At 48.8% G+C, this 26,737-nt stretch carries 20 protein-coding genes, 1 tRNA gene and 1 pseudogene; 12 read left to right on the top strand and 10 right to left on the bottom strand.

The window, feature by feature from the left end:
• The first annotated feature begins 151 nt into the window (after positions 1–151).
• The 3 genes from AC6IB1_RS12235 to AC6IB1_RS12225 all read left to right on the top strand — a co-directional run bounded on the left by AC6IB1_RS12235 (position 152) and on the right by AC6IB1_RS12225 (position 4,837).
• Positions 152–2,161, top strand: a complete 2,010-nt coding sequence (locus tag AC6IB1_RS12235) for an oxidoreductase (protein ID WP_497566895.1) — start codon at positions 152–154, stop codon at positions 2,159–2,161.
• 97 nt (positions 2,162–2,258) lie between these two features.
• A complete protein-coding gene (locus AC6IB1_RS12230) occupies positions 2,259–2,807 on the top strand; it encodes an NAD(P)H nitroreductase (RefSeq protein WP_497566894.1) in 549 nt (182 codons plus the stop codon).
• Between the two features lie 107 nt (positions 2,808–2,914).
• Entirely contained in the window at positions 2,915–4,837 is a 1,923-nt protein-coding gene (locus AC6IB1_RS12225) for a DNA topoisomerase 3 (protein WP_497566893.1), read from the top strand.
• On the opposite strand, the gene AC6IB1_RS12220 is transcribed toward AC6IB1_RS12225, so the two are convergent.
• Both AC6IB1_RS12220 and AC6IB1_RS12215 read right to left on the bottom strand, forming a co-directional pair.
• Positions 4,834–6,429 carry a GGDEF domain-containing protein gene (locus AC6IB1_RS12220; protein ID WP_497566892.1) on the bottom strand — a complete coding sequence of 532 codons (1,596 nt, stop codon included), beginning with the start codon at positions 6,427–6,429 and terminating at the stop codon, positions 4,834–4,836. The genes AC6IB1_RS12225 and AC6IB1_RS12220 overlap by 4 nt on opposite strands.
• Positions 6,430–6,679: 250 nt before the next feature.
• The gene (locus AC6IB1_RS12215) at positions 6,680–7,438 is read right to left on the bottom strand and encodes a sulfite exporter TauE/SafE family protein (protein WP_497566891.1); all 759 of its coding nucleotides are present in this window, start codon (positions 7,436–7,438) and stop codon (positions 6,680–6,682) included.
• 380 nt (positions 7,439–7,818) lie between these two features.
• On the opposite strand from AC6IB1_RS12215, the gene AC6IB1_RS12210 reads away from it, so the two are divergent.
• Positions 7,819–9,033: a molecular chaperone gene (locus AC6IB1_RS12210; RefSeq protein WP_497566890.1), complete on the top strand. Its 1,215-nt coding sequence runs from the start codon at positions 7,819–7,821 to the stop codon at positions 9,031–9,033.
• Between the two features lie 186 nt (positions 9,034–9,219).
• On the opposite strand, the gene AC6IB1_RS12205 is transcribed toward AC6IB1_RS12210, so the two are convergent.
• The 3 genes from AC6IB1_RS12205 to AC6IB1_RS12195 all read right to left on the bottom strand — a co-directional run bounded on the left by AC6IB1_RS12205 (position 9,220) and on the right by AC6IB1_RS12195 (position 11,559).
• Positions 9,220–9,296, bottom strand: a tRNA-Pro gene (locus AC6IB1_RS12205).
• Positions 9,297–9,410: 114 nt separating this feature from the next.
• Positions 9,411–11,285: a DUF3413 domain-containing protein gene (locus AC6IB1_RS12200; protein ID WP_497566889.1), complete on the bottom strand. Its 1,875-nt coding sequence runs from the start codon at positions 11,283–11,285 to the stop codon at positions 9,411–9,413.
• Between the two features lie 55 nt (positions 11,286–11,340).
• The gene (locus AC6IB1_RS12195; RefSeq protein WP_005503409.1) at positions 11,341–11,559 is read right to left on the bottom strand and encodes a DUF1414 domain-containing protein; all 219 of its coding nucleotides are present in this window, start codon (positions 11,557–11,559) and stop codon (positions 11,341–11,343) included.
• Between the two features lie 76 nt (positions 11,560–11,635).
• Here AC6IB1_RS12195 and yejK point away from each other — a divergent pair, with 76 nt between their 5' ends.
• From yejK to AC6IB1_RS12160, 7 genes and pseudogenes are all read left to right on the top strand, one after another.
• Positions 11,636–12,649: a nucleoid-associated protein YejK gene (gene yejK / locus AC6IB1_RS12190; RefSeq protein WP_497566888.1), complete on the top strand. Its 1,014-nt coding sequence runs from the start codon at positions 11,636–11,638 to the stop codon at positions 12,647–12,649.
• 185 nt (positions 12,650–12,834) lie between these two features.
• Complete coding sequence (locus AC6IB1_RS12185; RefSeq protein WP_497566887.1) at positions 12,835–14,121, top strand: Hpt domain-containing protein; 1,287 nt, start codon at positions 12,835–12,837, stop codon at positions 14,119–14,121.
• A 9-nt stretch (positions 14,122–14,130) separates the two neighbouring features.
• Complete coding sequence (locus tag AC6IB1_RS12180) at positions 14,131–16,635, top strand: ATP-binding protein (protein WP_497566886.1); 2,505 nt, start codon at positions 14,131–14,133, stop codon at positions 16,633–16,635.
• A 22-nt stretch (positions 16,636–16,657) separates the two neighbouring features.
• Positions 16,658–16,834 (top strand): annotated as a pseudogene (locus AC6IB1_RS12175) (hypothetical protein); the annotation flags it as partial.
• A gap of 239 nt (positions 16,835–17,073) precedes the next feature.
• A complete protein-coding gene (locus tag AC6IB1_RS12170) occupies positions 17,074–18,060 on the top strand; it encodes a TRAP transporter substrate-binding protein (protein WP_497566885.1) in 987 nt (328 codons plus the stop codon).
• Between the two features lie 54 nt (positions 18,061–18,114).
• Entirely contained in the window at positions 18,115–18,672 is a 558-nt protein-coding gene (locus tag AC6IB1_RS12165; RefSeq protein WP_497566884.1) for a TRAP transporter small permease, read from the top strand.
• A complete protein-coding gene (locus AC6IB1_RS12160; protein WP_497566883.1) occupies positions 18,669–20,072 on the top strand; it encodes a TRAP transporter large permease in 1,404 nt (467 codons plus the stop codon). Before AC6IB1_RS12165 ends, AC6IB1_RS12160 begins: the two co-directional genes overlap by 4 nt.
• 72 nt (positions 20,073–20,144) lie before the next feature.
• On the opposite strand, the gene AC6IB1_RS12155 is transcribed toward AC6IB1_RS12160, so the two are convergent.
• The 4 genes from AC6IB1_RS12155 to nhaC form a co-directional block, all read right to left on the bottom strand.
• The gene (locus tag AC6IB1_RS12155; RefSeq protein ID WP_497566882.1) at positions 20,145–21,266 is read right to left on the bottom strand and encodes a M20 family metallopeptidase; all 1,122 of its coding nucleotides are present in this window, start codon (positions 21,264–21,266) and stop codon (positions 20,145–20,147) included.
• A 63-nt stretch (positions 21,267–21,329) separates the two neighbouring features.
• Positions 21,330–21,791 (bottom strand): YjiG family protein, encoded by a 462-nt coding sequence (locus AC6IB1_RS12150; RefSeq protein ID WP_497566881.1) that lies wholly within the window; start codon positions 21,789–21,791, stop codon positions 21,330–21,332.
• Positions 21,788–22,516, bottom strand: a complete 729-nt coding sequence (locus AC6IB1_RS12145) for a nucleoside recognition domain-containing protein (protein ID WP_497569136.1) — start codon at positions 22,514–22,516, stop codon at positions 21,788–21,790. Before AC6IB1_RS12145 ends, AC6IB1_RS12150 begins: the two co-directional genes overlap by 4 nt.
• A gap of 296 nt (positions 22,517–22,812) precedes the next feature.
• Positions 22,813–24,255, bottom strand: a complete 1,443-nt coding sequence (gene nhaC, locus AC6IB1_RS12140) for a Na+/H+ antiporter NhaC (protein ID WP_497566880.1) — start codon at positions 24,253–24,255, stop codon at positions 22,813–22,815.
• A gap of 580 nt (positions 24,256–24,835) precedes the next feature.
• Between nhaC and asd the strand changes: the two genes are divergently transcribed.
• The gene (asd, locus tag AC6IB1_RS12135; RefSeq protein ID WP_497566879.1) at positions 24,836–25,954 is read left to right on the top strand and encodes an aspartate-semialdehyde dehydrogenase; all 1,119 of its coding nucleotides are present in this window, start codon (positions 24,836–24,838) and stop codon (positions 25,952–25,954) included.
• A 127-nt stretch (positions 25,955–26,081) separates the two neighbouring features.
• Here the strand turns inward: asd and sodB are convergent, their stop codons facing one another.
• Entirely contained in the window at positions 26,082–26,666 is a 585-nt protein-coding gene (sodB, locus tag AC6IB1_RS12130) for a superoxide dismutase [Fe] (RefSeq protein WP_005503393.1), read from the bottom strand.
• Positions 26,667–26,737 lie beyond the last annotated feature (71 nt).

Below are 26,737 nucleotides of genomic sequence, written 5' to 3'. Positions count from 1 at the left end.
AGCGTCTTTACCTGACGTTAATCGTATCGAATCCTACCCAAATAGAATAGTGGTGATTGATGTTGTAGAAATGTAAACAAACGTTTGAAACTTTTATTTGCCTGACTTATCTTGGTCTGACCAGAACGAATAATAACAATGGAAGCGCTTCATGAATTCGCCGTACCCACACTTACTCGCGCCGTTAGATCTTGGCTTTACGCAGTTAAAAAACCGTGTATTGATGGGGTCGATGCACACGGGACTGGAAGAATCAAATGACGGGTTCAAAAAGCTCGCCGCTTTTTATGCGGAGCGGGCAAAGGGCGGCGTCGGCCTGATTGTAACTGGCGGTTTTTCCCCAAATTTCCGGGGCCGTCTCCATCCCCTGAGTGCGCAATTCAGCAGCGGTCGTGCTGCCCGAGCGCACCGCACTATTACCGATGCAGTGCATCAGCATGGCGGCAAGATAGCGCTGCAGCTTCTGCATGCCGGTCGTTATGCGATGCATCCGTTTGCGCTCAGTGCCTCAGATATGCGATCGCCGATCTCAACGTTTTCTCCATCAGCGATGAGTGAGCGCCAGATTCTCAATACGATTAAAGACTTTGCCAAAAGCGCAGAGCTGGCACGAAAAGCGGGTTATGACGGCGTCGAAATCATGGGGTCGGAAGGTTACCTGATTAACCAGTTTATCTGTGCACGCTCAAACACCCGTTATGACCGCTGGGGCGGTAGTTATGAAAACCGCATGCGTCTGGCAGTGGACATTGTTAAAGCCGTACGTGAGCGGGCAGGGCAGGATTTCATCATTATTTTCCGCCTTTCTATGCTGGACCTGGTAGAGCAGGGCAGTACCCATGAGGAAGTGGTAATGCTTGCCAAAGCGTTGGAAAGTGCCGGTGTCACTATCATCAATACCGGTATTGGCTGGCATGAAGCGCGGATCCCGACTATAGCCACGCAAGTGCCGCGTGCTGCGTTTGCATGGGTCACCGAGCGTCTGAAAGGCGAAGTGAACGTACCGCTGGTGACCTGCAACCGCATTAACACACCGGACGTCGCAGAAAATATCCTGGCTTCCGGGCAGGCAGATATGGTGTCGATGGCACGTCCATTCCTTGCCGATGCCGCTTTTGTTGCCAAAGCAGAGGAAGGCCGAGCCGATGACATTAACACCTGTATCGCCTGTAACCAGGCGTGCCTTGACCATGTGTTTAAGGGCAAGCGTGCCAGCTGTCTGGTGAACCCGCAGGCCTGTTATGAAACGGAACTGGTGGTGACGCCAGCTGCCAATAAACGTCGTATTGCTGTGATTGGCGGCGGAATGGCAGGAATGGCTTTTGCCACTACCGCGGCTGAGCGAGGCTTTGAGGTGGTGCTGTTTGAGAAACGCGAAACCCTTGGTGGGCAGTTTAACCTGGCGATGCAAATTCCCGGCAAGGAAGAGTTCAGGGAATCGATTCGCTATTTTACCCGCAAGGTTGAGCAGTCAGGCATTGATGTACGCCTGAACACAGAGGTTGATGCCGGCACGCTAAAAGGATTTGATGAGGTGGTCGTCGCGACTGGCGTGAAGCCTCGTATCCCCAATATTCCGGGCATTGATCATCCCAAAACCATTGATTACCAGACTTTTATCCGTGAAAAACCTGAGCTTGGTGGGCGCGTCGCAGTGATTGGTGCTGGTGGCATCGGTATCGACGTGGCGACCATGATCACTGAACCTGAAAATCACTCGCTGGGAGATTGGCTCAAAGACTGGGGTATCGACCAGAGCATCTCGTATGAAGGTGGTCTGCACCCACAGCCGCATTTTGTTGCCCAGCGTCAGGTATGGTTGTTGCAACGCAGGCCGGGGCGTGTTGGCAAAGGCCCAGGGAAAACGACAGGCTGGATCCATCGTAAAACGTTGGAAAAGCGGGGCGTAGAATTGCTGGGCGGCGTCAGCTACGAAAAAATAGATGATGCAGGTTTACATATCTCTCTGGAGGGTCAGCAGCATGTTTTGCCTGCTGACCATGTGATTGTGTGTGCGGGGCAGGAGTCAGTGAATGGCCTGGCTAAGACGCTTGAAAGCCAAGGGATGAAAACCCATGTGATTGGTGGTGCCGAGCATGCCGGTGAACTTGATGCCAAACGGGCGATTCGTCAGGGCGTTGAACTGGCGCTGTCACTCTGAGCAGTCATGTGAAAAACCACAAAACCTGCGTGGAATCCTTCCCTGGGTTTTGTGGTATTTTCAGGGAATAATATTTTCTTCGATTTCAGGATACGTTATGGACGCCATTACCCTTTTGACCCAGCGTCGCTCAATTCCCCGTTTACTTGCGCCTGCACCTTCTGGGGAAGCGCTTGAAAACATGCTTGCAGCGGGCCTTCGTGCCCCGGATCATGGTGCACTGACACCCTGGGAATTTGTGGTTGCCACCGGTGAAGGGCTGGATAAGCTGTCTGAGATATTGAGACGTGCTGCAGAGGCGGACAATGAAGACGACGCTGCGGTTGAAAAAGCACGTACTGCACCGTATCGCGCCCCAATGGTTATCACGGTTATTGCCCGAACCAAGCAACATGACAAGGTGCCGGTGATTGAACAGCATATTTCGGCAGGATGCGCTGCCCAGGCAATGCAAATGGCCGCGGTAGCCCTGGGCTTTCAGGGTTTTTGGCGCACCGGTAAGTGGGCTTATCACCCGGTGGTACGTGAAGCATTTAATGTCTCTGGTGATGATGAAATCGTCGGTTTCCTGTACGTGGGTACGCCTGATTGCACGCCTGCCAGTGTACCGAAGCGCGATACTGCCAGCTATGTGACCTACCTATAAATCCTTCTTTATACCAACAATTGACTGGATGGATATCCAGTTAATTGTTGTTAACCCCTTTTAATTTCGATAAATTGTTGGCTAATGACTCCTTGGTTTTGTATTTCATGACCCGACTTTTTATCGCAGAGAAACCCAGTCTCGGCCGCGCCATTGTTGCGGCGCTTCCCAAGCCCCATAAAAATCACGAGGGATATGTTGTTGCCGGCAATGGTGACACCGTGACCTGGTGTATTGGCCATTTGCTTGAGCAAGCTGAGCCTGAAGCCTATGACGAGAAATACAAAACCTGGCGGCTGGATGATTTACCTATCCTTCCTTCGCAATGGATCCTTAAGCCGCGAAAATCGGCCGCCAAGCAATTGGGCGTGGTGAAAAAACTGCTCAAGCAGTTTGATGATATTGTCCATGCCGGTGACCCTGACAGGGAAGGGCAATTGCTGGTGGATGAAGTGTTCAGCCATGCCAAACTTCCTGACACCAAGAAGAAACGCATTCAGCGTTTGCTGATCAACGACCTGAATACCTCTGCGGTGAAAAAGGCGTTGTCTGCACTGCGCAGCAACGCAGAGTTTATTCCGTTGTCAGTTTCTGCGCTGGCACGCTCAAGGGCAGATTGGTTGTATGGCATGAACATGTCCCGTGCTTATACCTTGCTGGGTAAACAGGCTGGGTATCAGGGCGTGTTGTCTGTCGGCCGTGTCCAGACCCCGGTTCTTGGTCTTGTTGTCCGTCGTGACCGTGAAATTGAAGCCTTCGTGCCAAAGCCTTTCTATCAACTGGATGCGGTGATCCCCTATCAGGGCAGCGATATCCTTGCCCGCTGGCAACCGAGCGAAGCGTGCCAGCCCTGGCAGGATGAAGAAGGGCGGGTGTTGGCGAGAAAGCTGGTTGAAAATGTGGCCCGCCGGATTGAAGGCCAGCCTGCAACAGTGGTGAAGTCTGAACGTAAGGGCACCAAACAATCTGCCCCGCTGCCCTATAGCCTTTCTGCGCTGCAAATTGATGCGGCCAAGCGGTTTAATATGAGTGCTGCTGATGTGCTCGCATGTTGTCAGGCACTCTATGAAAAACACAAGGTGATCACTTACCCACGTTCAGATTGCCGCTATCTACCCAAAGGCCACTTCAACGAAGCGCAAAATGTGGCGGCAGCGATTGGCAAAACCGCAGATGCCTTGTCAGAGGCAGTGAAAAACGCCAATTTCTCCCTCAAGTCGAAAGCCTGGAATGACAGTAAGGTAGAAGCACACCACGCCATCATTCCAACCTCAAAAAGCAGCAGCGCATTGAGTGGGCGGGAGCGGGATGTCTACGAGCTGATTGCGCGCCAGTACCTGATGCAGTTTTATCCGCCAGCGGAATATGCCGAAGCCAAACTGGATTTCGATATCTCAGGTGGTGTGTTTATTGCCAAGGGTAAAAAACTGATGTCACCGGGTTGGCGTGCGCTGCTGTCCCGCGACAAAACAGCGCAAAATGAGGACATCGACAGCCTGGTGCCGCCGCTTGATAAAGGTACAGTGCTCACCTGTGCCAGAGGGAATATTAAAGATTGTATGACAGAGCCGCCAAGGTATTTTACTGAAGCCACCCTGCTGCAGGCGATGACGGGAATTGCCCGGTTTGTGAAAGATCCTTCGCTGAAGAAAATCTTGCGTGATACTGACGGATTAGGAACAGAAGCGACGCGTGCCGGGATTCTGGATCTGTTGTTTAAGCGTGGCCTGCTATCTCGGGAAGGTAAGAAGATCCGCTCGACAGTATCAGGGAAAGGGTTGATAGATGCCCTGCCCGAAAAGGCCAGTTATCCGGATATGACCGCCCACTGGGAGCGCCAGTTGCAGGATATGGCGGAGAAAAAGGGGGCATACCAGCCGTTTATGGCGGCATTGGAGTCTGAGTTGTACATGCTGATGGAAACCGTCCGCCAGGGGCCAGTGCCTGACAGTTTACGTTCATTGCCTGCCCAGCCAAACCGATTCAAAAAAGGTGCAAGGCGAGCTAAGCCTTCCAAGCGTCGCCGTTAAAACACGAAGGCCTGATTCTTTCCAGCGCTTTTTGCCTCATAGAGCGCCACATCTGCATCAATAAAAAGTTGTTGCTGGTTGTTCGGTTTATCAGGAATAGTGGTTTTGCCACCAATACTGATGGTCACTATGGGTGCGATCGGTGAGCCACCGTGAGGGATTGCTAAGTTTCGCACAGCATCTAGGGCGCGATTTGCAACACACAATGCGTTTTCACGGCTGCTGCCCGGCAGAAGAAACACGAATTCCTCACCGCCGAAACGAGCTAGAAGGGCTCCGGCCCGGCGCTCAACATTGCTGAGGGTTTCGGCGACTTTAGTCAGGCACTGGTCACCAAGTGCATGGCCGTATTTATCGTTGTATTGCTTAAAGTGGTCGATATCGACAATCAGAATCGAAAGTGGTGTTTGGTAGCGCAGCGCCCGACGCCACTCTTCGTCCAGTTTTTCATCCAGCATCCGGCGGTTAGGTACTTGGGTCAGGCTATCCTCGCGGGAGAGCTGATTTAGGCGCTTATTGGCTTCTTCAAGCTGTGCGGTGCGCTCCGCAACGCGATGTTCAAGGGACAGGTTCAATGCCTTTAGATCATCTTGCGCCCGACGCTGGATAAGGTGTTGTGACATGGTGACACCCAGTAACTTGAGCAGTTCACTGTGGTAGCTTTTCAGCGGTGTTCGGGTGATGAGGTTATCACAGGCAATCCAGCCGATAGGCTCATCACCGTCCCATAAAGAAATCGTGGCATTCCATCCGATACCTACTTGTTGGTTGTTATGATAAAGCGGCGTATCGTCATGGATAGTGATGTGTTGTTTCTTATCCAGAGTGGTTTTCGCATGGTGATGTTCGTGAATGGCTGTGCAGTACCCTTGCTCGTTGGTTACCCTCCCATTGATGTCGGTGCCATAAGTTCCACGCATCAAGCCTGTGTGGCTGTTGAGCAGGAATATTGCCATCCGGTCGAAATCAAGCGCGTGAATACACTCGTAAACCGCAGTATGCAGCATATTGTCCAATGAGTGAGCATGCCAAAGACGCAGCGAGATTTTATGCAGTATATGGAGCTGCTCTAACAGGCCTTTTTGTGCGCTGACTTCCTGCACCAGTTTTCTCTCTGTTTTCTGGTGGTCAGCTTTTTCGTGGTTCAATAATTGATGCTGCAGATGGCTGTCTAGTGCGCCGGATAGCAGCAGTGCTAGCATGTTCTCTGCATGTAGGTCAGATTTGACAGGCTCAGCGGTGCTAATTACCAGACAGCCAAACTCAGTGCCACGCATCATCAACGGCAACAGTAGATGACATTGGTCGCGTTGAAGGCGGTAATCATCGGCTTTTAATAATGTTGTTAGTAAATGTAGATCGGTGTCATTGAGATCGACAGTGGGCAGGGAAATACGGTGACTGCCTGACTGGATATCTGCCAGTTGTCCCCAGCCATTGCTGTCTTCCGACTTGAGCAGGAGCTGGCAACGGCATTTAGGGGCCAGTTCGTCAAAAATAAGGCCTAGAGCCAAGCAAAATCCATCAAGATCTTTTTGAGGGAAAATCGCCCTACCTGCTTTCAGGCAGAATGCGTAATCCAAAGCAATCATGCCCCTGACTCCCTATGACTGAAAAATAAAGAAAATGTGATGTTAGTTCTAATCTTTAGGCATCAGTATGACAGCAAATAACACTGTCAATATCTGATTTTATTTCATCTTCGACAGACTTCACAAGGGAGTTTAATGCTGTGTGATACACGTAATGTGTTTGCTTTATATAAGGTTATTTACTTGATATAACGGTAAAATTCAGGATGTTTTTTGTTAGAAGACCTTTACCGAGGAAGGCCTGTTAACCCTAGACGCTATAAGCAAAAACCACACCGACTAACGTCATCAAAAACAGAAACCATTTGAGCAGTTTAGGATCTGCTTTGATAGCAAATTTTACAGCTATCCAGGCACCAACCATTGCACCCACAGCCAGCAACAATCCGGGTAGCCAGAGAACCAAATCCTGCCAGATGAAAATGGCTAAGGAAACCGCAGTAAAAGCGAGGGTGCAAACAAGTTTTAAGGCGTTTCCCCGTACCAAATCGTACCGCAGGGTGCCACAAAGCGCAGCGATAAGGACGAATCCCACACCGGCCTGTACAAACCCACCGTAGAAACCTGCAATGCCCAGACCAATCCAGGACGAAGGTGTTTCACTGACTTTGCGCGCGCTTTCTCCCTCATGGGGTATGACGGCTTGTGGCTTGACCAGCATAATAAAAGCCATCAACAACATGGTGCCAAGCAACAGGGGTTTAATAATGGATGATGGCAGCCAGGCAGCGGATGCTGCACCTATAGCACCACCGACCAGAGAGGGGATCAGGATAGGGAGTAGGTCGGTATTGTCGAGGCGTTTATGATGGCAAAAGCCGGCAACGCCAGACACGCTTTGCATAAATACGCCTACACGGTTGGTCGCATTGGCTACTTCGGCAGGCATGCCGAGTACAATCAGTGCCGGAATGGTGAGGTTTGACCCGCCACCGGCGAGTGTATTGATAATGCCTGCTACGAAGCCGAGGATCACCAGCAACGCACCAAACTCGATAGAGACATCCATTTCGCTATCCAATTCATTGAATTAAGGAACTGAATATTAACCAAGAAATCAGAAATGAAAAAGACAACATTCAGAAATTAATCATTATGCTTGATGCTGTCAATAATATTTTTATATAATTTTGAGCAAAATTACAAACTCATGTATGCAGGTTAACAAACACCTTTATAAGCAAGCAGTAACGGTTTTGTTGTTGCATATGGGCATCTGGTATTGGATCTGAGGTCCTGTCTTTCAGCGATAATTTTAACATTGATACAGCGTTGGCAATAGTTTTGGGAATAGTATTTTAGATAAATTCTATACATATCTTTTTCTTTACTAAGCAGATTCATTGATGGAAATAGATAAAATTACTTATAAAGATGTAGAGGTTTATCATGTTGAGTAATATTCGTTTCTCTCCTGATGTTAAGAGTGTAGCGGTAAAAGAGTCTGATGAAAAAAACGCAGAAAGCACCGCAAATATTGATCCTGAAAGGATTATTCTACTTGGAGAAAAAAATAACAATCCTAAAGCAATTGCGGAGGCGTTACAGCAGTCGTTATCGGTGTTATCAACATATTCTACCGTTAGTACAAAACCTACAGAAAACACCGAGCAAAACATTACTAATTCGTTACAAGATGCCATTGTTGATGCGGCTTATGAATTGGAGTTTTATCAGGCGTGGACGGACGGCGGGACTCGTGTTGTTTCTCCAATCCTTACCATGTTGGTAGATTCTATTCTGACTGATGAAACGAATAAGAATCAAGCCGAAGATTTAATGCAGATTATGGTTTTTGACCTGTTATTACATCAGAAGGAATGGGGGCTTAATTTTGATGAGTTAAGATTCAATGGAAACGTTAATATAGATCCTAGTAAGTATTTTGGATATATCACGGAGAACTTCGGTTCTGGCATGCATAATAATTATGCTGGTATGAACACTGATCCGCCCAAAAAAGTTATCGGTTGGTTTATCGGGGCTGTACTTCCTTGGGCTCAAAACGCTATGAATAATGGCAAGATTCCAGAAAACTCAATCACAGCAAAAGTTCTGAAATATTTTGATGATGATAAAAATAAGAACACACTTTGGGGTTTGGCCAATAATTATGATGTAACAGATTCCATCAGCTATCAGGGAGACACGACGAAGGTATCATCTGGTACCGATCCTTCCACATCAACACATGTTTCTCCTGCATTAAAATTATTCTTCTTAGGTCAAGCTGCATATTCTGGAAAAATATCAGCTGATCAATGGGATGCTTTTATTGTCTCTGATATCAAAGAAATGAAGAAAATGCTTGGGTTACAAGAAAGTAGCAATAACCGAGACTTGGCTCAGTGGCTTGTTGATCAGAACATTGGTTGGAATTTTGACACCTCTGGTCAGCTAGATTTCAATCAAGGGAAGGAAGGTGGGATCCCGGTTGATATCTTGAATCAATTTTTTAATAAATTTCCGCCGCGTGTTTTGACCGATGAAGAATTAAAAGAGATCAACCGCATCGGTGATAACGTAAAAATGATCCAGCAAACATTGAAGTATTGGATACAAATTCTTCGGGATGCACGCGTTGCGATAGCCAGAAATATTTAAACTTTGATGGTGATGAACGGTTATCGGAACAGGAAAACAAAAAATAAGGAAGGTTCTTCACTGAGCCTTTCACTACTCGCAGGGGTGGGTTTCTATGAATATGCGTAGCCTGTGCGCCATTTAGTGGCATTGTGCGTGTTTCCAAACAGCAAAAAGCCCGTAGGCATAACCTACGGGCTAAAATAATGGTCGGTCTGACTGGATTTGAACCAGCGACCCCTGACACCCCATGACAGTGCGCTACCAGGCTGCGCTACAGACCGACTCTACGGGCGCTATGTTACGAGTACACGCTAAAGGTGTCAATTGTCTTTCTTTATTAAATCCGCGAATTTCAACCGTTTGGCTAAAAAGAAGCCATCTCGTGGTGGCTGCCTTTATTCAAGCTCTTCTGTTTTGTAAAACCGTTTCATTTCATGCATAACCTGCATGAGCACGGAGAGTTGGGGTTTTCCCTCTGGCTGGAGCTTGTAATTGCTGTCATAAACACGGTAGTTCCCGAATTTATCGACCACTGTGGTTTTGTCTGGCTGAACAACGACGATGTCGCGGCTGTCTCCAGCGATGACCCAACGTCTTGGTTTATCAGGCAGTTCAAACAAGTTATGGCCACTGGTGTAGTTGGCCGATGGGCTGTCTACGGCCAGCATAGATTCCAGCAGTGTAGGTACGATATCCAGATGTGAGCTGTAGACATCAAGTTCACGTGGTCCTTGGTTTGGCCAGTGGATAACCAGTGGTACCTGAAGCTGGTATTTGCTGTAATTGGTGTTTGCCCCCCAGCTGTTTGATCCGGTTTCGTTAAACTCAGCACCATGATTAGAGGTAATGATCACTACCGTGTTTTCAAGCTGGCCGTTTTCTTCCAGCGTATTGAATATTTCCCCCAGCAGGGTATCTACATAGTAAGCAGCATTGCTGTAGCTGTTTTTCAGTACTAGTGCGGTCTGTTCCCCCACGCTTGCTAACTCATTGTCAAGGGAAGGCTGGAACGGACGTTCATAGTCACCACCCTGCTCGAAGTCAGTGACACTTTTCAATTCTAGGTAGGCAAACCACGGCTTGGTATCACCCTTTTGAATCCAGTCATTCAAGTTGTCAGCTACAATATGGTCAGCCACCCAGGTTTCTGATGCCTGGTTTTTTGGGGCTTGTTCAAGGTGCTTACCAAAAATGCTCTGGTAATAGATTGGGTTGGCAAAGTTATCTGCACTGAAGAGGCCGAAACGGTATTGCCGCTTCTCCAGTGTATCTATCAATAGTGGGCTTAACCCTTCTGTGCGGGCACTTTGGGCATAGCTGCCGGGCAAGCCGTAAAACAGGCCGAAAATACCCGCCATGGCATCGTTGCTTGAGCTGTAGTGATGGATAAAGTTCAGGTTGCTGTTAGCAAACTGGTTCAGGTTAGGCATCACGACAGGGTCAAGCATGTCGGCACGCAGGTTGTCCACCATAACCATCAATAAGTTTGGATTAAAGCTACTCGCCGTTGCCGAAAATGAAAGCTCTTCAAGTGGATAGCGAATAACCTCGCTTTTTTGATCGCCCATGGCGTCTTTGCGGCGCTGGTATTCCTTGCGATCCAGCAGCCCATATTTTTCCATGAATGTCTTTGCCGTCATCGGGTAAGACACCGGAAAATTAGCGCGCTGGGCCGTCACAGGGCTGTACAGGAAGGCATCTGCCCAGATGTGGATCAGGTGGCTGGCGATAAAACAGATTGCAAACACAGTGGCGATAGGCACGCCTACACGCTTGCGCGATAGTTTACGCAATTTGCGCCAAACCCACTCTGAGATAATAAGCTCAAGCAGAAAAATCGCAGGCACGACCACAAACAGATATTGCCAGTGGGCATTCATGTCTGTCTTTTCACCACTGAGTAACAGCTCCCACACTAAAGGGTTGAGGTGCAGGTGCATGGTTTCGTAGGCGTAGATGTCGAGCAGCAGCACTGTCATGCCGGCGGTGGCAGCCAAAACGGCAAACAATCTCATCAAGCGTTGGGATGGGATCAGAAAACTCGCCGGGAAGATAACCAAAATATAGACGGCAAAAACCAAAAAACCGAAGTGTCCAATCCAGGTGAGTAGTTGGTAGGTTTGGCCCAGTAGGGTCTCCGGCCAGCCCGAATGGGCCATATAGCGGGTGCCCAGCAACATGGCTGCGATAATGTTAAAAAAGCTGAACCAGTGCCCCCAGCTTACAAGCTGTGACACTTTATCCTTATAGGTGTTTCCGCTGTCTACCATATAGGGTCAATTCTTCTCTTTATTCCACTGCGCGTAACTTGTTGGCGCGGTTTATTTACTCTGTATCGATAGAAGACAGCAGAGCTTGAGCAAATTTTTCCGCAATCACTTTGCGTTGTGCGGCAGGTAAGTTGTTGTTAATGATATTGGTCGCGATATTGCCAACCACCATCAACGACAGATCAGTAGAGACTTTGTGCTTTTCAAGAACATTGACCACATCTCCCAGGATCTGTTCAACGTTTTTATCTTGATATTTAGAAGTAACAGGCATAGAAAATCTTGTCTTGTGTCAATAGAAGCTGCGTATAATACCCCACACTCTAGTCTGACGAAAAATGTTTTCAATTATGAGCCTCACGCTTTCAAACGTAATTCTTCACCAAATCAAGAAAGAGGGTGAAGACACGCTGGTTGTTCAACTGAGAGATCAACTGTTAACCCATTCACCTTCCACGGAAAATCTTATCAGCGAAATCCACCGCGTGTATAACGCGAAAGCAGGAAAAGGCTTTGGTCAGTTTGCTGAGGTGAGTGAATTCTGTGGGTGGTTGAAAGCTTGCCGCAAACAGGAAATGACCTTTCTGGATTTCTCTACACAGTCAGCTGGGCGCCTGAAGGATGAATTGTCAAAATACCCTTTCGCACAGGAAGGGGTGCTGGTGATTGCAGAATATCGCTCGTTGGCGACGGAATATCTTTTTATCGGCTTATTAGAGTCAAAAGCCAGCATGAAGGTCACTGACGATCTTGAAATCAGCAATACGGACTACCTTGACGTCGCCAAAATGGATATTGCTGCACGGATCGATTTGTCAACCTGGGAAAGTGACGCAGACTCGAACCGTTACCTTACGTATATCAAAGGTCGTGTAGGCCGCAAAGTGGCAGATTTCTTTCTGGACTTTATGCAGGCAGAAGTAGGGATGGACGCAAAGCAACAAAACCTTGTGCTGATGCAGGCCGTGGAAGATTATTGCGCAGATTCACGCCTGGATAAAGAAGAGAAACAACAATACCGCAAACAGGTCTATGACTACTGTAACGGTCAACTTCAGTCGGGTGATGAAGTGGTGGTGAAGGAGCTTGCCAGCGAATTGCCACCTAATGCTCAAGGTGTTGACTTTTACCAGTTTGCGACCGAACAGGGGTATGAGTTGGAGGAAAGCTTCCCGGCAGATCGCACATCGATGCGTAAGCTGACCAAATTTGTGGGTGGTGGTGGTGGCCTCTCAATCAACTTTGACAGCATGCTGTTGGGCGAGCGCATTTTCTATGATCAAGAGACCGATACTTTGACTATTAAAGGTACGCCGCCAAACCTTCGTGACCAATTGACACGCCGTTTGAACACTGACGAGTAAGGTTTTGCAAGCGCCATGAAACAGGTGTGCGGTGTTTCATGGTGCGTTTTTTATATGCAACTTTGCAAAAGTGTGTTTGCAAACTAAGACAAATTGCCTAAGTTAAAAGAAATTGCTGTAAAACTTTTGGACATTGTATTCCGTCCCTTCGTCCCGAAACTGTATTTCAACCCAAAGGACTGACTGTGATCCCACCGCTTCAACAGCTTGGATTAAACCAACTTTTACATTCAACCGAGCGATTTCATCACCGTGTTAATGGTCTGCTCCTGTTACTTTGGGGTGGGTTTGTGGCTGCAGTGATCTTTGCGTTGTTTTCCTATTCCAACATGAACCATACCCGTGTCCATGCCGGGCACATCGTCACGCTAAACAATGCTGCTCAGCAACTGCGCCAGACGGCGTCTGCGTCAATGATTAACCAACACAGTGAGCTGGTTCAGCTTGAGAAAGAAGTGCAGCACTTCCGTTATCTATTGCTGCGCGCTAAATCCTATGCCATTGAAGACCACTGGGATGATATACAGGCAACGTTGCTGGAAGCGGATGCTTTTGTTGAAGATGTCGATAATCTGCTGGCATCTATTTACTCCATCTCCGTTGTAACGGAACAACTCAAACAACTCAATGACAGCGCCCGCGATCCAGCGTTGAAAGGTTTGCTACAAGGCATAAGCAGTTACCTCTTGTTCGAATTGCAAGGTCTCAATGATGTCGAAAGCCAAAACCGGACTGCCCGGTTCAACAATTTTGTCGGGGAACTCGAAAACGCGTTTTCCCAAATGCCAGATGGAATGAAACAAAGTGCACTTTTTGAGTTATACGCTGGGCTTGAGCGCCTGAGCCGGCAACTGGAAAGTGTGGATGCAGTAACTAACCACCAATTTGCCCGTTCTATCACCCAACAGCAAAGTTACTGGACGACCCGGACACTGCTACTGCTCGATCAAACCATGACATCTATGTTTATTGCGTTTGGTTTTCTTATTGGCCTGCTTTTTTTCTCTTTCCGCCATGCCAAGGCCGGTACACAAACTGTCGCCACCACACACGAAGACAGTCCTGATATGAAAACACGTGACGGTACAGAAGGGTTTACGTTTGTTGAACCTCTGGAGCCAGTGTTTGAACCCGCGGTGTTGAAAGAGCAGTTGGAAGGTGATAACGATGCCATGGAAGCGGTGTTGACCATGTTTGTGGCTGAGCACCAAAATGATGCCAAGACACTGAGAGAGCATGTTAATGCTGGTGAACTGGCCCGTGCCCGCACCCTTATTCACAATATCAAAGGTGTTGCCGGGAATATTGGCGCAGGGGCACTTAAGCAGAGTTGTGTTCAGGTAGAGAACCGGTTACGCAACGGCGAATGGATTGGAGAAAATGACATAAAGCAGTTTGAAAAGCTCCTTTGTGTCACGATTCAGACCGTGCAGAAAGAGATAGAAAATGCCAATAAAATAACGGCACCTTAAGGATAGGACATGTTTGAAAAGGATGTTCCATTCTATAAAACCATGAGTTTCAAAGCTCTATGGATTCTGGGCATGATGCTGGCTGTTGTTGTTGTCACTATTGTTTACGTGTTGGATACCACAGGTAACAGCATGGTGAGGGAGAGTGCCAACCAGCGAGTGGAAGCACAGGTGGAAACGGTCGCACAGAGTCTCGGGCAGTTGTCCAACAGCGTGAGTACCGTGGCGCTGTCGTTGGCGGAATCCCTGTCACTGGATGACAGGGATGTGGCGATTGAGCAAAAACTGGCGAACATGTTAAGTAACCCAAATATACGGGATGTAGTTGCCAGTGGCGGTTTTTGGCCAGAACCCTACCTTTACGATGATAAGAAAATCAAAGCGTCTGTCTTTATTGCCCTTGATGACGAAGGCGTGTTTTACCGTATTCACGATTACAATAAACCCGAAGCGATCCCCTACCAATTGTCAGAATGGTATGCCCCTGTTCGATATGCCCGCGACAGTGCGTATTGGTCACGTTCTTATATTGACCCATATACCAACGAACCCATGGTGACGTGTGCTGTCCCCATGTTTACGGAAGGACGTTTTGTTGGTGTGGTGACCATTGATGTAAAGTTGGCGCGGTTGCAAACCTTCTTGACCCGGAGTGGGGAAAAGCTAGGTGGCTACATGCTGATGCTGGATCGGAGTGGCGCCATGATGTCTTTCCCCGAAGCAACATATGCAGCAACCCCTTTATTGAGCCCATTACCCAGCATGAAGGACATCGCCACTACGGTACCGAATTTTGCTGAGCTGGCTCTGGTGATCAGTCAGGCAATACAAGTTGAACGCCTGCTTGGACAGGGTAATCCTAATGTGGTGAGTCTTGCCAAAGCCATCGCGTCGGCATCACCGGAAATTGACTTAGGATATGCCGTTTCTGTTGCTTCGGGCCTTATCCCGAACCCCTCTGTGTTCCGAAGCACAGAAAGACTTTTTATTCACCGGTTGGAAGACGATCCCATTCTTGATGAAACGGCTCTGGTCTTCGGGCGTACCTTGCCTGATAGCAACTGGACACTGGTGGGATCATTGCCCGAGAGGCTTTTGCTGGTGGAAGCTACCCAGTTGAAAAACGACCTCTTCTTTGCCATGGCATTGGTGGCCATTGTCTTGGTCTGTATTACCTATGTTTCCATCCATATCCAAATTGTCCGGCCAATGGCACGGGTCCGTAATGCCCTGACTCAAAAGAATCCGGATGAGCCTTATTCACCGATTGATTATCGGGAAAAAGATGAGCTTGGCATGTTGGTGTCAGCGTTTAATCAGCTTAGCGCGAGCCTTGTCGATGCAAGGGAGCGGGCGATTGAGGCTGCACGGGCCAAGCAGTTGTTCTTGGCCAACATCAGCCATGAAATACGAACCCCAATGAATGGCATCCTCGGGGCGGCTTCATTGATGCAGGATGAGCCTATGTCTGCCAGGCAGGCGGAGTATTTGTCAGTGATTGCCCACTCTTCCAGGGGGTTAATGGCATTGATCAATGACCTTCTTGATTTCAGCAAAATGGAATCTAACCACTTGAAGCTTGAAGAAGCGCCCTTTGATCTGGAGAAACTGGGAAAATATGTCCATGACCTGATGCTGCCGACTATAAACAATAAACCCCAGCTAGCCTTTGAATTCTGTTATGAGGATACCTGCCCCCGGTGTTTTCTTGGCGATGCGCATCGCATTGAGCAGGTTATGCTAAATCTGGTCTCCAATGCGCTCAAATTTACTGAAAATGGGGTGGTCAGTTTCAGTGTTTCCATGCAAAAAGAGCAGGGAGGATACACAGGTGTTTGTCTTCGTGTTTCTGATACTGGGGTGGGGATTGCGCCGGAGAAGCACAACATGATTTTTGATGAATTCCAGCAAGCAGACACGTCGACGACACGTCAGTTTGGCGGTTCTGGACTGGGGCTGGCGATCACCAAGCAGTTGGTCGACCTGATGGGGGGCACCATTTCTGTTGAGAGTGAATTGGGGCGGGGTAGTGTATTTAACGTTTTTCTTCCGCTGCAAATAGAAAAAGACAGTGCTGACGTAAAAGGCCGCGAATTGCTGAAGCAACACAACAATGCGTTTGCCGGGAAACACTGTCTTCTGGTGGAAGATAACACCATTAACCTGATGATTGCTGAAAAGATGTTGGCAAAATTTGGCTTTACTGTTGATAAAGCGACCGATGGTGTATCTGCTGTTGAAAAAGCGTCGACTCACGGTTATGACATTATCTTTATGGATATCCAGATGCCGATGATGGATGGCCTTGAAGCGACCCGGCAAATCCGAGCAAGTGACAATTTCAACCAACGCACACCTATTGTGGCGATGACGGCCAATGTATTGAAAGATGATATTTGGCGTTGCATCAGCAATGGAATGCAAGGGCACATTGGTAAACCACTGCGCGAGAGCGATATTTATAGTGTCAGTTTTAAGGCATTGTCGGCGGAAAAAGAGATATTAGTGCCGTGACAGTTATCACGCCTCATGTCACGAATGTTATAGACAGTGTTATCCCACAGCCAACCGTTTGACGATTAACCATATTGTCCGTCGTGCTGAGCCCAAGATACGCTGGCGTAAACCTATTTTTGTTGCACGTTACGTTGTCCAATCCTTGATGAACCAGTCTGGTCGTTTCTTCACGGCTCCCATTTCCCGAGCTTATTGACAGTTTCCGGCATTGCAATGTGGGGAGTGCGTTTGGGCATTTATTTATTCTCCCGGGGAAACGAGCGCATGGGTGGATTTTCACCCATTTGATTCTGGTCATGTCTCACTTTTGTTTTTTATTGTTAATTTATTGTTTTTGTTTGAGTGCTTTTCTTTTTCCTAAACTAGACCTTAAAAGGCAAATGTCCCGATGTTGTGTTTGGGGCATAACGACACAAGGAATGAAGAGGAAACGCTATGAAAAAGCTCTCGACGATGTTTTCGGTGCTGGTACTTTGCGCAGGGATGGCCGCAGGCGTCCAGGCCGCACCGGATACCATCAAGTTTTCACATGTGGTTGCTGAAAATACGCCAAAAGGACAAATGGCGTTGAAATTCCGTGATCTGGTTGCAGAGCGTATCGGCGACAAATATGTGGTCGAGGTGTATCCCAATTCACAGCTTTTCGGTGACGGCAAAGAAATGGAAGCCCTATTGCTTGGAGACGTTCAATTTATCGAGCCTTCTCTCTCCAAGTTCTCAAAATACACCAAAAAGCTTCAGGTATATGATCTGCCATTTCTTTTCAAGGATATGGCAGCCGTTGACCGTTTCCAACAAAGTGCGGCTGGTCAGGCACTGCTTTCATCAGTTAACAGCAAAGGTCTGATTGGTTTGGGTTACCTGCACAATGGCCTGAAACAGCTTTCTGCCAACGACCCACTTCGCGTCCCCGGCGATGCTGACGGCAAGAAGTTCCGTATCATGAGTTCTGATGTGTTGGCGGCACAATTTGAAGCGGTTGAGGCTGTACCGCTGAAAAAGCCGTTTTCTGAAGTCTTTACTCTGTTGCAGACCCGTGCAATCGATGGGCAGGAGAATACCTGGTCAAACATTTATTCCAAGAAATTCTTCGAGGTACAGCCATATATCACCGAATCCAATCATGGTGTACTGGATTACATGGTGACCACGTCGATGGAATTCTGGGATACGCTGCCGGATGAAGATCGCGTCGTGCTGAAAAAAGCGCTGGATGAATCTGTCGCCTATGGCAATGCTATCGCCAATGACAAGGTCATGAAAGATCGCCAGAACATTCTGGACTCTGGCCGCAGTGAAATCATCACTCTGACAGATGCAGAGCGTCAGCAATGGGTGGAAGTGATGAAACCGGTTTGGAAACAATTCGAGGAAGAAATCGGCGCAGAGGTGATTGAAGCGGCCATCGCTGCGAACCAGTAAATGTTGTAGCCCGGCCTGGGAATTCCGGTCGGGCTTTTTATTTGGGAGTAAGAAATGGCTAGGTTATTACACCGTTTTGAAGAAGGGGCGATAGGGCTTCTTCTGGTGACTATGACGCTGCTGGTGTTTTTTGAAGTAGTACTGCGTTTTTTCTTCAATGAGGGCCTGCTTTGGGCGCAGGAGCTGACCCTTTACCTTTCAGCTTGGCTTGTATTGATGGGCGCATCCTGGGGACTCAGGGAAGGGGCACATATCGGTGTCGATGCTGCTATCAAACACCTTTCGCCAACTGCGCAAAAAGCAGTCACCCTGCTTGCGCTCGCACTGTGTCTGGTTTATTGCGGACTGTTTATTTATGGCTCATGGGTTTACCTGAGCAAGATGAAAATGATCGGCATAGAGATGGAAGATTTGCCGGTTGAAAAATGGAAGGCGATGTCTTGCCTTATCCTCGGCTTTGGTCTGCTGACCCTGCGGGTACTTACCATTGGCTATGAGGTACTGAGTGGTTCCCGTGCCGGTTTTGGGCTGGTGGATGAAGCGAAGGAAAGCATGCACCTCGCTGAAGAGGTGACCAGGGAAATGGAAAGCCGAGAGGAGCAAAACAAATGACCATTGCCGTACTGTTTGGGTTGTTGTTCCTTTGCATGTTCATGGGCATGCCGATTGCCATTGCACTGGGATTGTCGAGCGTGGCAACCATCCTGATGTTTTCCAACGATTCGCTGGCATCGATTGCACTCAAGCTTTTTGAAGCAACCAGCGAACACTATACCTTGCTGGCTATCCCGTTTTTTATTCTCTCCTCGGCGTTTCTGTCGACAGGAGGCGTGGCGCGCAGGCTGATCAATTTTGCCATTGATTCGGTTGGTCATGTCCGCGGTGGGTTGGCGATGGCATCGGTGATGGCCTGTATGCTGTTTGCTGCTGTGTCAGGCAGTTCGCCTGCAACTGTTGCCGCGATTGGTTCTATTGTGATTGTCGGCATGGTGAAAGCGGGTTACCCCAAAGCCTTTGCGGCTGGCGTGATCGCCAATGCTGGTACGCTCGGGATCCTGATCCCCCCTTCCATCGTGATGCTGGTGTATGCCGCAGCGACAGAAGTCTCTGCTTCCCGTATGTTTATGGCAGGCTTTATTCCGGGCCTGATGATGGGCGGTATCCTGATGCTGGCTATCTACATTGTTGCCCGTATCAAAGGGTTGCCATCGCAGCCTTTCCCAGGAGTGGGGGCTCTGGCTCGCTCGGGTCTGCGCGCACTTGGTGGTCTGATGCTGATTATTATCGTGCTTGGCTCGATTTACGGCGGGGTAGCCAGCCCTACTGAAGCAGCGTCTGTGGCTGCAGTCTATGCCTGGCTGGTGAGTGTCTGGGGGTATCGTGACATTGGGCCACTCAAGCATGCCCCATGGCGCAAAGAAGGCGAAGGGATAATTGCAATGCTTATACGTAACATTGCAGCGTTACCTGTGGTGATGGTGAAATCGTTCACTGATAAGGAAGTGAACCATGTGGTTCGTGATGCAGCAAAAGTCAGCATTATGCTGCTGTTTATCATCGCCAATGCCATGTTGTTTGCCCATGTGCTGACCACTGAGCGTATCCCGCATACCATTGCTGAAGCGATTGTTGCCTGGGGATTACCGGCCTGGGGTTTCCTGATTGTGGTGAATATTTTGCTGCTGATCGCGGGTAACTTTATGGAGCCGTCAGCCATCTTGCTGATCATGGCACCGATCCTGTTCCCTATAGCGACACAGCTGGGTATCGACCCGATCCATTTGGGCATTATCATGGTGGTGAACATGGAAATTGGCATGCTGACGCCACCGGTTGGCCTTAACCTGTTTGTGACCGCCGGGATCACAGGTGAAAGCATGGGCTGGGCAATCAAGGCGGCGCTGCCCTGGCTTGGCCTGTTGCTGATCTTCCTTATCCTTATCACTTACATTCCGCAGATTTCGTTGTTCCTGCCGGATTATCTCGACTCGTTACGCGGGTACAATTCGTGATAAGGCAATAACAGAGCCTGATAAGACGCTGAAAGGGCGCATTTGCGCCCTTTATTTATGTCCAACGTACCATTAAGCCAGTTTGGTGATCACGCGCTTTAGCAGCTCGATGCGCGGGGCAATAGAATCCAGTTCCAGATATTCATCGTCACTGTGGAAACCAGCACCGACAGGGCCAAGGCCGTCCAGCGTTGGAATACCCAAAACCGCTGTCAGATTGGCGTCTGAACCGCCGCCAACGGCTTGCCAGGTAATGTCGATACCCAGTTCACGACCCGTTTCTTCAACCAGTGCTATCAGGGCTTCGGTTTTATCGCTTGGCACCATAGAAGGTTTGTACGCTTCGCGCTCGAGCACGATGTTTACGCCATCAATAAACGGCGTTTCCGTCATGGCGTGGATTTTCTGGTTGATAGCATCGTACTCATCGTTATCCCAGAAACGGACATCAACGATGGCTTCTGCATGTTCAGGAACAATGTTTGCGCCTGCGCCACCGTTTACCACGCCCACGTTCAGTGTCGTGCCGGATTCATAGTTGGTCATTTCATTGATAGCGACAATCCAGTGCGCCATCTCTGAAATTGCGCTGCGGCCTTTCTGTGGCTCATTGCCTGCATGGGCCGCTTTACCGTTAAAGGTCATTTTATAACGGGCCATGCCTTTGCGAGCCTTGACTAACGAACCATCCGCACGGGCGGCCTCGGCAACCAGCACTGTACGCGCCTTTTCTGCCACAGATTTTAACCAGCTTCCTGAGTGCAGGGAGCCAATTTCCTCATCGGGGTTCATGCACACACAAATCGACATTTTCTCCAATACCGCTGGATCGATATCGCGAAGGGCATAAACGATGTTCAGCAAGCCAGATTTCATGTCTGATACGCCCGGGCCATAGGCACGTTTTTCATCAAACGTCATTGGGCGTTTTGCTGCCGTGCCGACCGGGAAAACAGTGTCCATGTGGCCAATCAGCATCAGGTCAATCACGTCGCTATCCGGCTTGTTGCGGATCTCAAGGCCAGAGCCAGCAATGCCACAGTCAACGCGCTTGATATGCCAGCCACCCATCTCTTCATATTTGGCGGCCATCATATCGGCAACTTTCTCGATACCCTCAATAGTCAGGGTGCCGCAATCCAGGTCAATCAGTGGACGCAGTTCTTCAAGATACGCATTTACATCAAACTTCATTCTAATTCTCGCTTTCCTTGATGGAAAAAGGGCACCCCTTGGCAGCAGTGCCCGATAAAAAGGTTATACCAGAACATTCATTACGAACATTGCGCCAAAGGCGTTGATCACAGAGATCAGGATCATGACGGGGATATAACGGCCTTCAGTACCAATTGGACCAAGGATTCGGCCCAGATACTGAACCTGTGAACCCATCAGGTAGATAGCGGGTGCCAGAATCGCGATGTGCTGGCCATTGAGGATGCCTTGGTCAAACAGGGTGATCACCACACCGACTGCGCCGCCCATCGACATCCATGCGCCAATGAGTACCGCTGCGGCTTCGCCGGGCAGGCCGAATACCGCCATGATAGGAGAAAACAGGGTGCCCATAGCATCCAGTGCACCGGTGATTTGCAGTGCTTTGATGATCACGAATGCCATCAGGACGTTGGGTACAGTTGACAGGGTGGCAATGTTCCAGCCTTTCTTCGCACCTTCAACGAAAATGTCGGTGATCATAGGTTTTTTGGCTACGCTCATTGTGCTTTCTCCTCAGTCAGGGCCTGTGCAGTTTTGTCTTCTTTGCCTTCGGTGATGTTCAGGTAGATGCGGAAAAGGTTGGCACCTACGATTTTGAAAATGAACATCACACCCACAGCAAGGCCAATCGAAGAAGTCACAGCCATTGAGCCGTCAGTAAGGGTCAGGGTGAACAGCACCGCGCCGGAAGAGAAAAAGTTCACGATAGTGGCACCTGCAGAGAACTGGAACATGGTGAAAATGTCAGTTTCGCGTTTGGTGAGCTGGCCTTCATCTTTGAGCTGGCGGGTCATCGCTGCGCCTGCATCAGTACTTTGCAGTGATGCGATCAACGCAAGACCGGTGTTGCCGGGAATATTCATTAGTGGACGCAGTAACGGCGTGAGCAGCTTACGTGCGGCATCCAGTGCGCCGTAGTGCTCCAGAACGTTAATCATCCCCAATGCGAACATCACCGTCGGGATCAGTGTCAGTGCAAACAGAAAGCCGTCGCGTGCACCGTTACCTCCTTTTCCGCGCATGGAAGTTGTAACCGCTTCCACGCCGTCTGCCGTTTCTTTAACGTCATAAACAACGCTGCCGAATGAACCGTTCAGGGTGGTGAAATCGAAGATACCGTACCATTGGTTCGATTGAAGCAGGCCGGAAAAAAAGACGACGGCAAAGGCAAGGGCAATATAGCTGCCAACAGTGACTTTGCGAGCCTGTTGCTCAGGAGTGGACATGGTAATTCCCCAAAATATTTCGATAAAAGAACGCATTGATTTTGCTTATGCAACAGAGTTAAACGTTGATTGGTGTCAATCCGCATGCCAGAAAGTGATAATGAGATGAGGTTTTGCAAGGATGCGAGATCTAGATCGATATTTTATGTTGCTATCCTGTTTTAAAATGGTTGTGTTCAGTCATGTATTTTATTTATCTAGTGATAAATAGTCTGAAATATGCTGGTGGCGGTTTTTCAGAAGGAAGGAATAACAAAAAGGTGCCCAGAAAAGGCACCTTCATTTTGTGAGGGTAATTAGGCTTTTTGTGCAATAGCGTTAACGGGCACAGCATCTTCTTTGTTAATCGTTTCAGCTTGCGGTGGGCAACGGTCAACAAACCAACCCATGTAGGATGTCAGAATTGTCACAATAATACAGACGAAGCTCAGCCACATAAACGGCGCGTAGGACAGTGTTGCTACACCCAGGATGCTCGCCATGTAGATACCGTTGTCACTCCAAGGCACCATACCTGACGTCAGGGTGCCGCCGAATTCGGCATTTCGTGACAGGTTTTTACGCTGGTAGCCCAGGCGGTCGTAGTTTTTGGCGCAGATTTTTGGCGTCAGGATCAATGATACATACATTGCTGAACCAAATACGTTACCCAAGAACGCAGTGCCTATGGTTGATGCAGCCAGGCTGCCTGCAGACTGTACTTTGCGCTCAAACAGTTTGGCGATAGTTTCCAGCACGCCTACTTTATCAAGCAGACCACCGAAGCCCAGACCAAAGACGATAACTGCGACAGAACCCAGCATGGATTCCATACCACCACGGTTCAGGATAGCATCGATAAACGCGACACCGGAATCGATAGAGTAAGGTGCCCAAGCGGTGTTGAAGGCATCCAGCGGTGCCATATCCTGTACCATCACTGCCCATACAATACCCAGGACAGAACCGAGCGAGATGACTGGGAATGAAGGCAGACGCATTGCCAGCAGCACCAGTACAATCACAACCGGAACAAAGCTCAATGGAGAGATCACAAACTGCGCTTCCATTGCCACGATGACATCGTTCACCTGAGCCATATCGACGTTTCCGGCGTAATGCAGTCCAAGTGCGGTGAACAGGATACCTGTAACGACATAGCTGATCAGCGCAATAGGCAGCATGCCTTTGATATGTTCCATGATTTCCACACCAGACATCGAAGATGCCAGGATCACGGAGTCTGACAATGGAGAAAGCTTATCGCCAAAGTAACAACCAGACAGTACGGCACCGGCTGTTACCGGAGCGGGTACGCCCAGCCCCTGGCCAATACCCATCATTGCAATGCCAGCAGTACCCGCTGCACCCCAGGAGGTACCGGTAGCGAGGGCCGTCAACGAACAGATGATCATTGTTGCTGCAAGGAAGATTGAAGGGTGAATCGCTTTCAGGCCGTAATAGATGATAGTTGGCACAATACCTCCGGCAATCCAGGTACCGACCAGTGCACCAACCGCAAGCAGGATCAGTACCGCACCTAATCCGTTAGCAATGCCTTGCGTGGCGGCTTGTTCTAGGTCTTTGTAAGAATGACCTAACTTGATACCGAGGCCGATAATGATAAACCAGCCGATATAAAGCGCGAGTTGAATAGGCAGGTCCAGTTTGGCTGTAAAGGAAAACGCCAGTAACAAGAATAGACCTAGCGCTGCAAATACTTGAAAAAAAGAGGGGAGTTGCACCGGATGTCTTAGCATAGTTCAAACCTTTGTTGAGTTTGGCCCTTTAGCTCCTTGCTATGGATACCTGCAGCCACTTGGCTTAGGGTAAAAAATTATCATTGTATTTGGGCTCGAAAAGCTACCTTCCTGGCGGCGTCGAGTACTTTATCCAAAGACGGATAATTCGGGGAACAAGTATTTTGTTTTCTGTGACCTTTGCGCACTTGGTGTTACGTGACGTAATTGAAGGTAAGCATTGTGTGTATTTTCTGTTGGTGTATATGGCGTGCTACTGTTTTTGCCTGTTTTACTGATGTTTATGTGTTTGTTATATTGAAGGCCTTGGTATGACGTAACAGAGTTAAGCGTTCGTCGCGATGTGATGCCCGAAGTGCTGAAACAGTTACTTTTATCCCACCATTGTCCGAAAGCAAATTGCATTAAAAGAGAGTCCTGTCTGCTTTCTGCGCATCTTACCTCTGATCCGTTATGCCGCTTGTCTAATTTGGTTTTGCGTTTTCTTTGCCTCCACGAATACCCGCAGTTTTTGCTTGTTATTTGTGTCGTTAATTTTCAAGATAGGTGAAGAGTTTTATAACAAGGAGTGTGAGTGATAATGAAAAGAGTAGGTTTGGTCGGCTGGCGCGGTATGGTAGGTTCTGTGCTGATGCAGCGCATGATAGAAGAAGGTGATTTCGACGTTATCGAGCCCGTATTCTACAGCACCTCTCAAGTGGGCATCCCTGCGCCGAATTACGGCAAAGATGCAGGTATGCTGCAAGATGCATTTGATATCGACAGCCTGAAAACGTTGGATATCGTGATTACCTGTCAGGGTGGCAGCTACACCGAAGCAGTATATCCAAAACTGCTGGAAGCTGGCTGGAAAGGCTTCTGGATTGATGCAGCCTCAACCTTGCGTATGAAAGATGACGCAATCATCACGCTGGATCCGGTGAACTTCAAACAAATTCAGGAAGGCATTCACAAAGGTACCAAAGCCTATGTGGGCGGTAACTGTACCGTGAGCCTGATGTTGATGGCGGTCGGTGGTCTTTATCAGGAGGGGCTGGTTGAGTGGATGACAGCACAAACCTATCAGGCGGCGTCTGGTGCGGGGGCGAAAAATATGCGTGAGCTGATCGCCCAGATGGGTACGATCAACGACGCTGTCAGTATGGATTTGGCAAATCCAGCCACGTCTATTCTGGATATCGATCGCAAAGTGGTAGAAACCATGCGCTCAGGCGATTTTCCTACCTCTGAATTTGGCGCGCCACTGGCGGGCTCATTGATCCCCTGGATTGATGTGAAGCGTGACAACGGCCAAAGCAAAGAAGAATGGAAAGGCACGGTAGAAACCAACAAAATCCTGGGGATTCAGGATAATCCGGTACCTATTGATGGCACTTGCGTGCGCATCGGTGCCATGCGTTGCCACAGTCAGGCGTTAACGCTGAAACTGAAAAAAGATGTGCCGATGGATGAGATTGAGAGCATCATTGCCTCCCATAACGACTGGGTGAAAGTGATCCCAAACGAGCGTGATATTACGGTTCAAGAACTTTCACCGACCAAGGTAACCGGTACCCTGTCTGTGCCTGTCGGCCGTCTGCGTAAGATGGCAATGGGTAATGATTTCCTTAATGCCTTTACGGTCGGTGACCAATTGCTTTGGGGAGCAGCAGAACCCTTACGCCGCACACTGCGTATCATCCTTTCTGAAGTGGCGTAACCTACTTCGGAAACTTAAAAAACCGCTGATAACCAGCGGTTTTTTTGTGTTTGCGAGTCAGTGAGCAGGCGAAAAAATACCCCGACGAAGCGGGGTATCTATCAATGCTTAAGCGTTAAATCTGAAATTAAGCAGCCAGGTTTTGTGCTACGAATTCCCAGTTAACCAGTGCCCAGAATGCGTTCATGTAGTCTGGACGTAGGTTGCGGAAGTCGATGTAGTAAGCGTGTTCCCACAGGTCAACAGTCAGAAGTGGTGTGACACCTTCTTCAGTCAGAGGGGTGCCAGCGTTAGACGTGTTAACGATGTCTAGAGAACCGTCAGCTTTTTTCACCAGCCAGGTCCAGGAAGAACCGAAGTTGTTGATGGCGGAATCAGTGAACTTCGCTTTGAACTCTTCGAATGAACCGAAAGATTTTGCGATTGCGTCTGCCACATCACCGGTTGGCTCGCCGCCGCCATTTGGGCTCAGGCAGTGCCAGTAGAAAGTGTGGTTCCAGATTTGTGCTGCGTTGTTGAACACACCGCCAGTAGATGTTTTGATGATCTCTTCCAGAGATTTGTTCTCAAGCTCAGTACCTTCGATCAGGCCGTTCAGCTTAACAACGTAAGTGTTGTGGTGCTTGCCGTGGTGGAATTCCAAAGTCTCTTGGGAAATGTGTGGCTCAAGCGCGTTTTTCTCGTAAGGAAGAGCTGGTAGTTGAAATGCCATTACTCGATTCTCCATGATTGGCGGGGTTGCCCCCTGACATTATTGCTTCCTGTAGATTTGTCGTACACTTT

The organism is Grimontia sp. THUN1695 (assembly GCF_059704325.2).
This window is presented reverse-complemented; position numbering and strand designations above follow the sequence as displayed.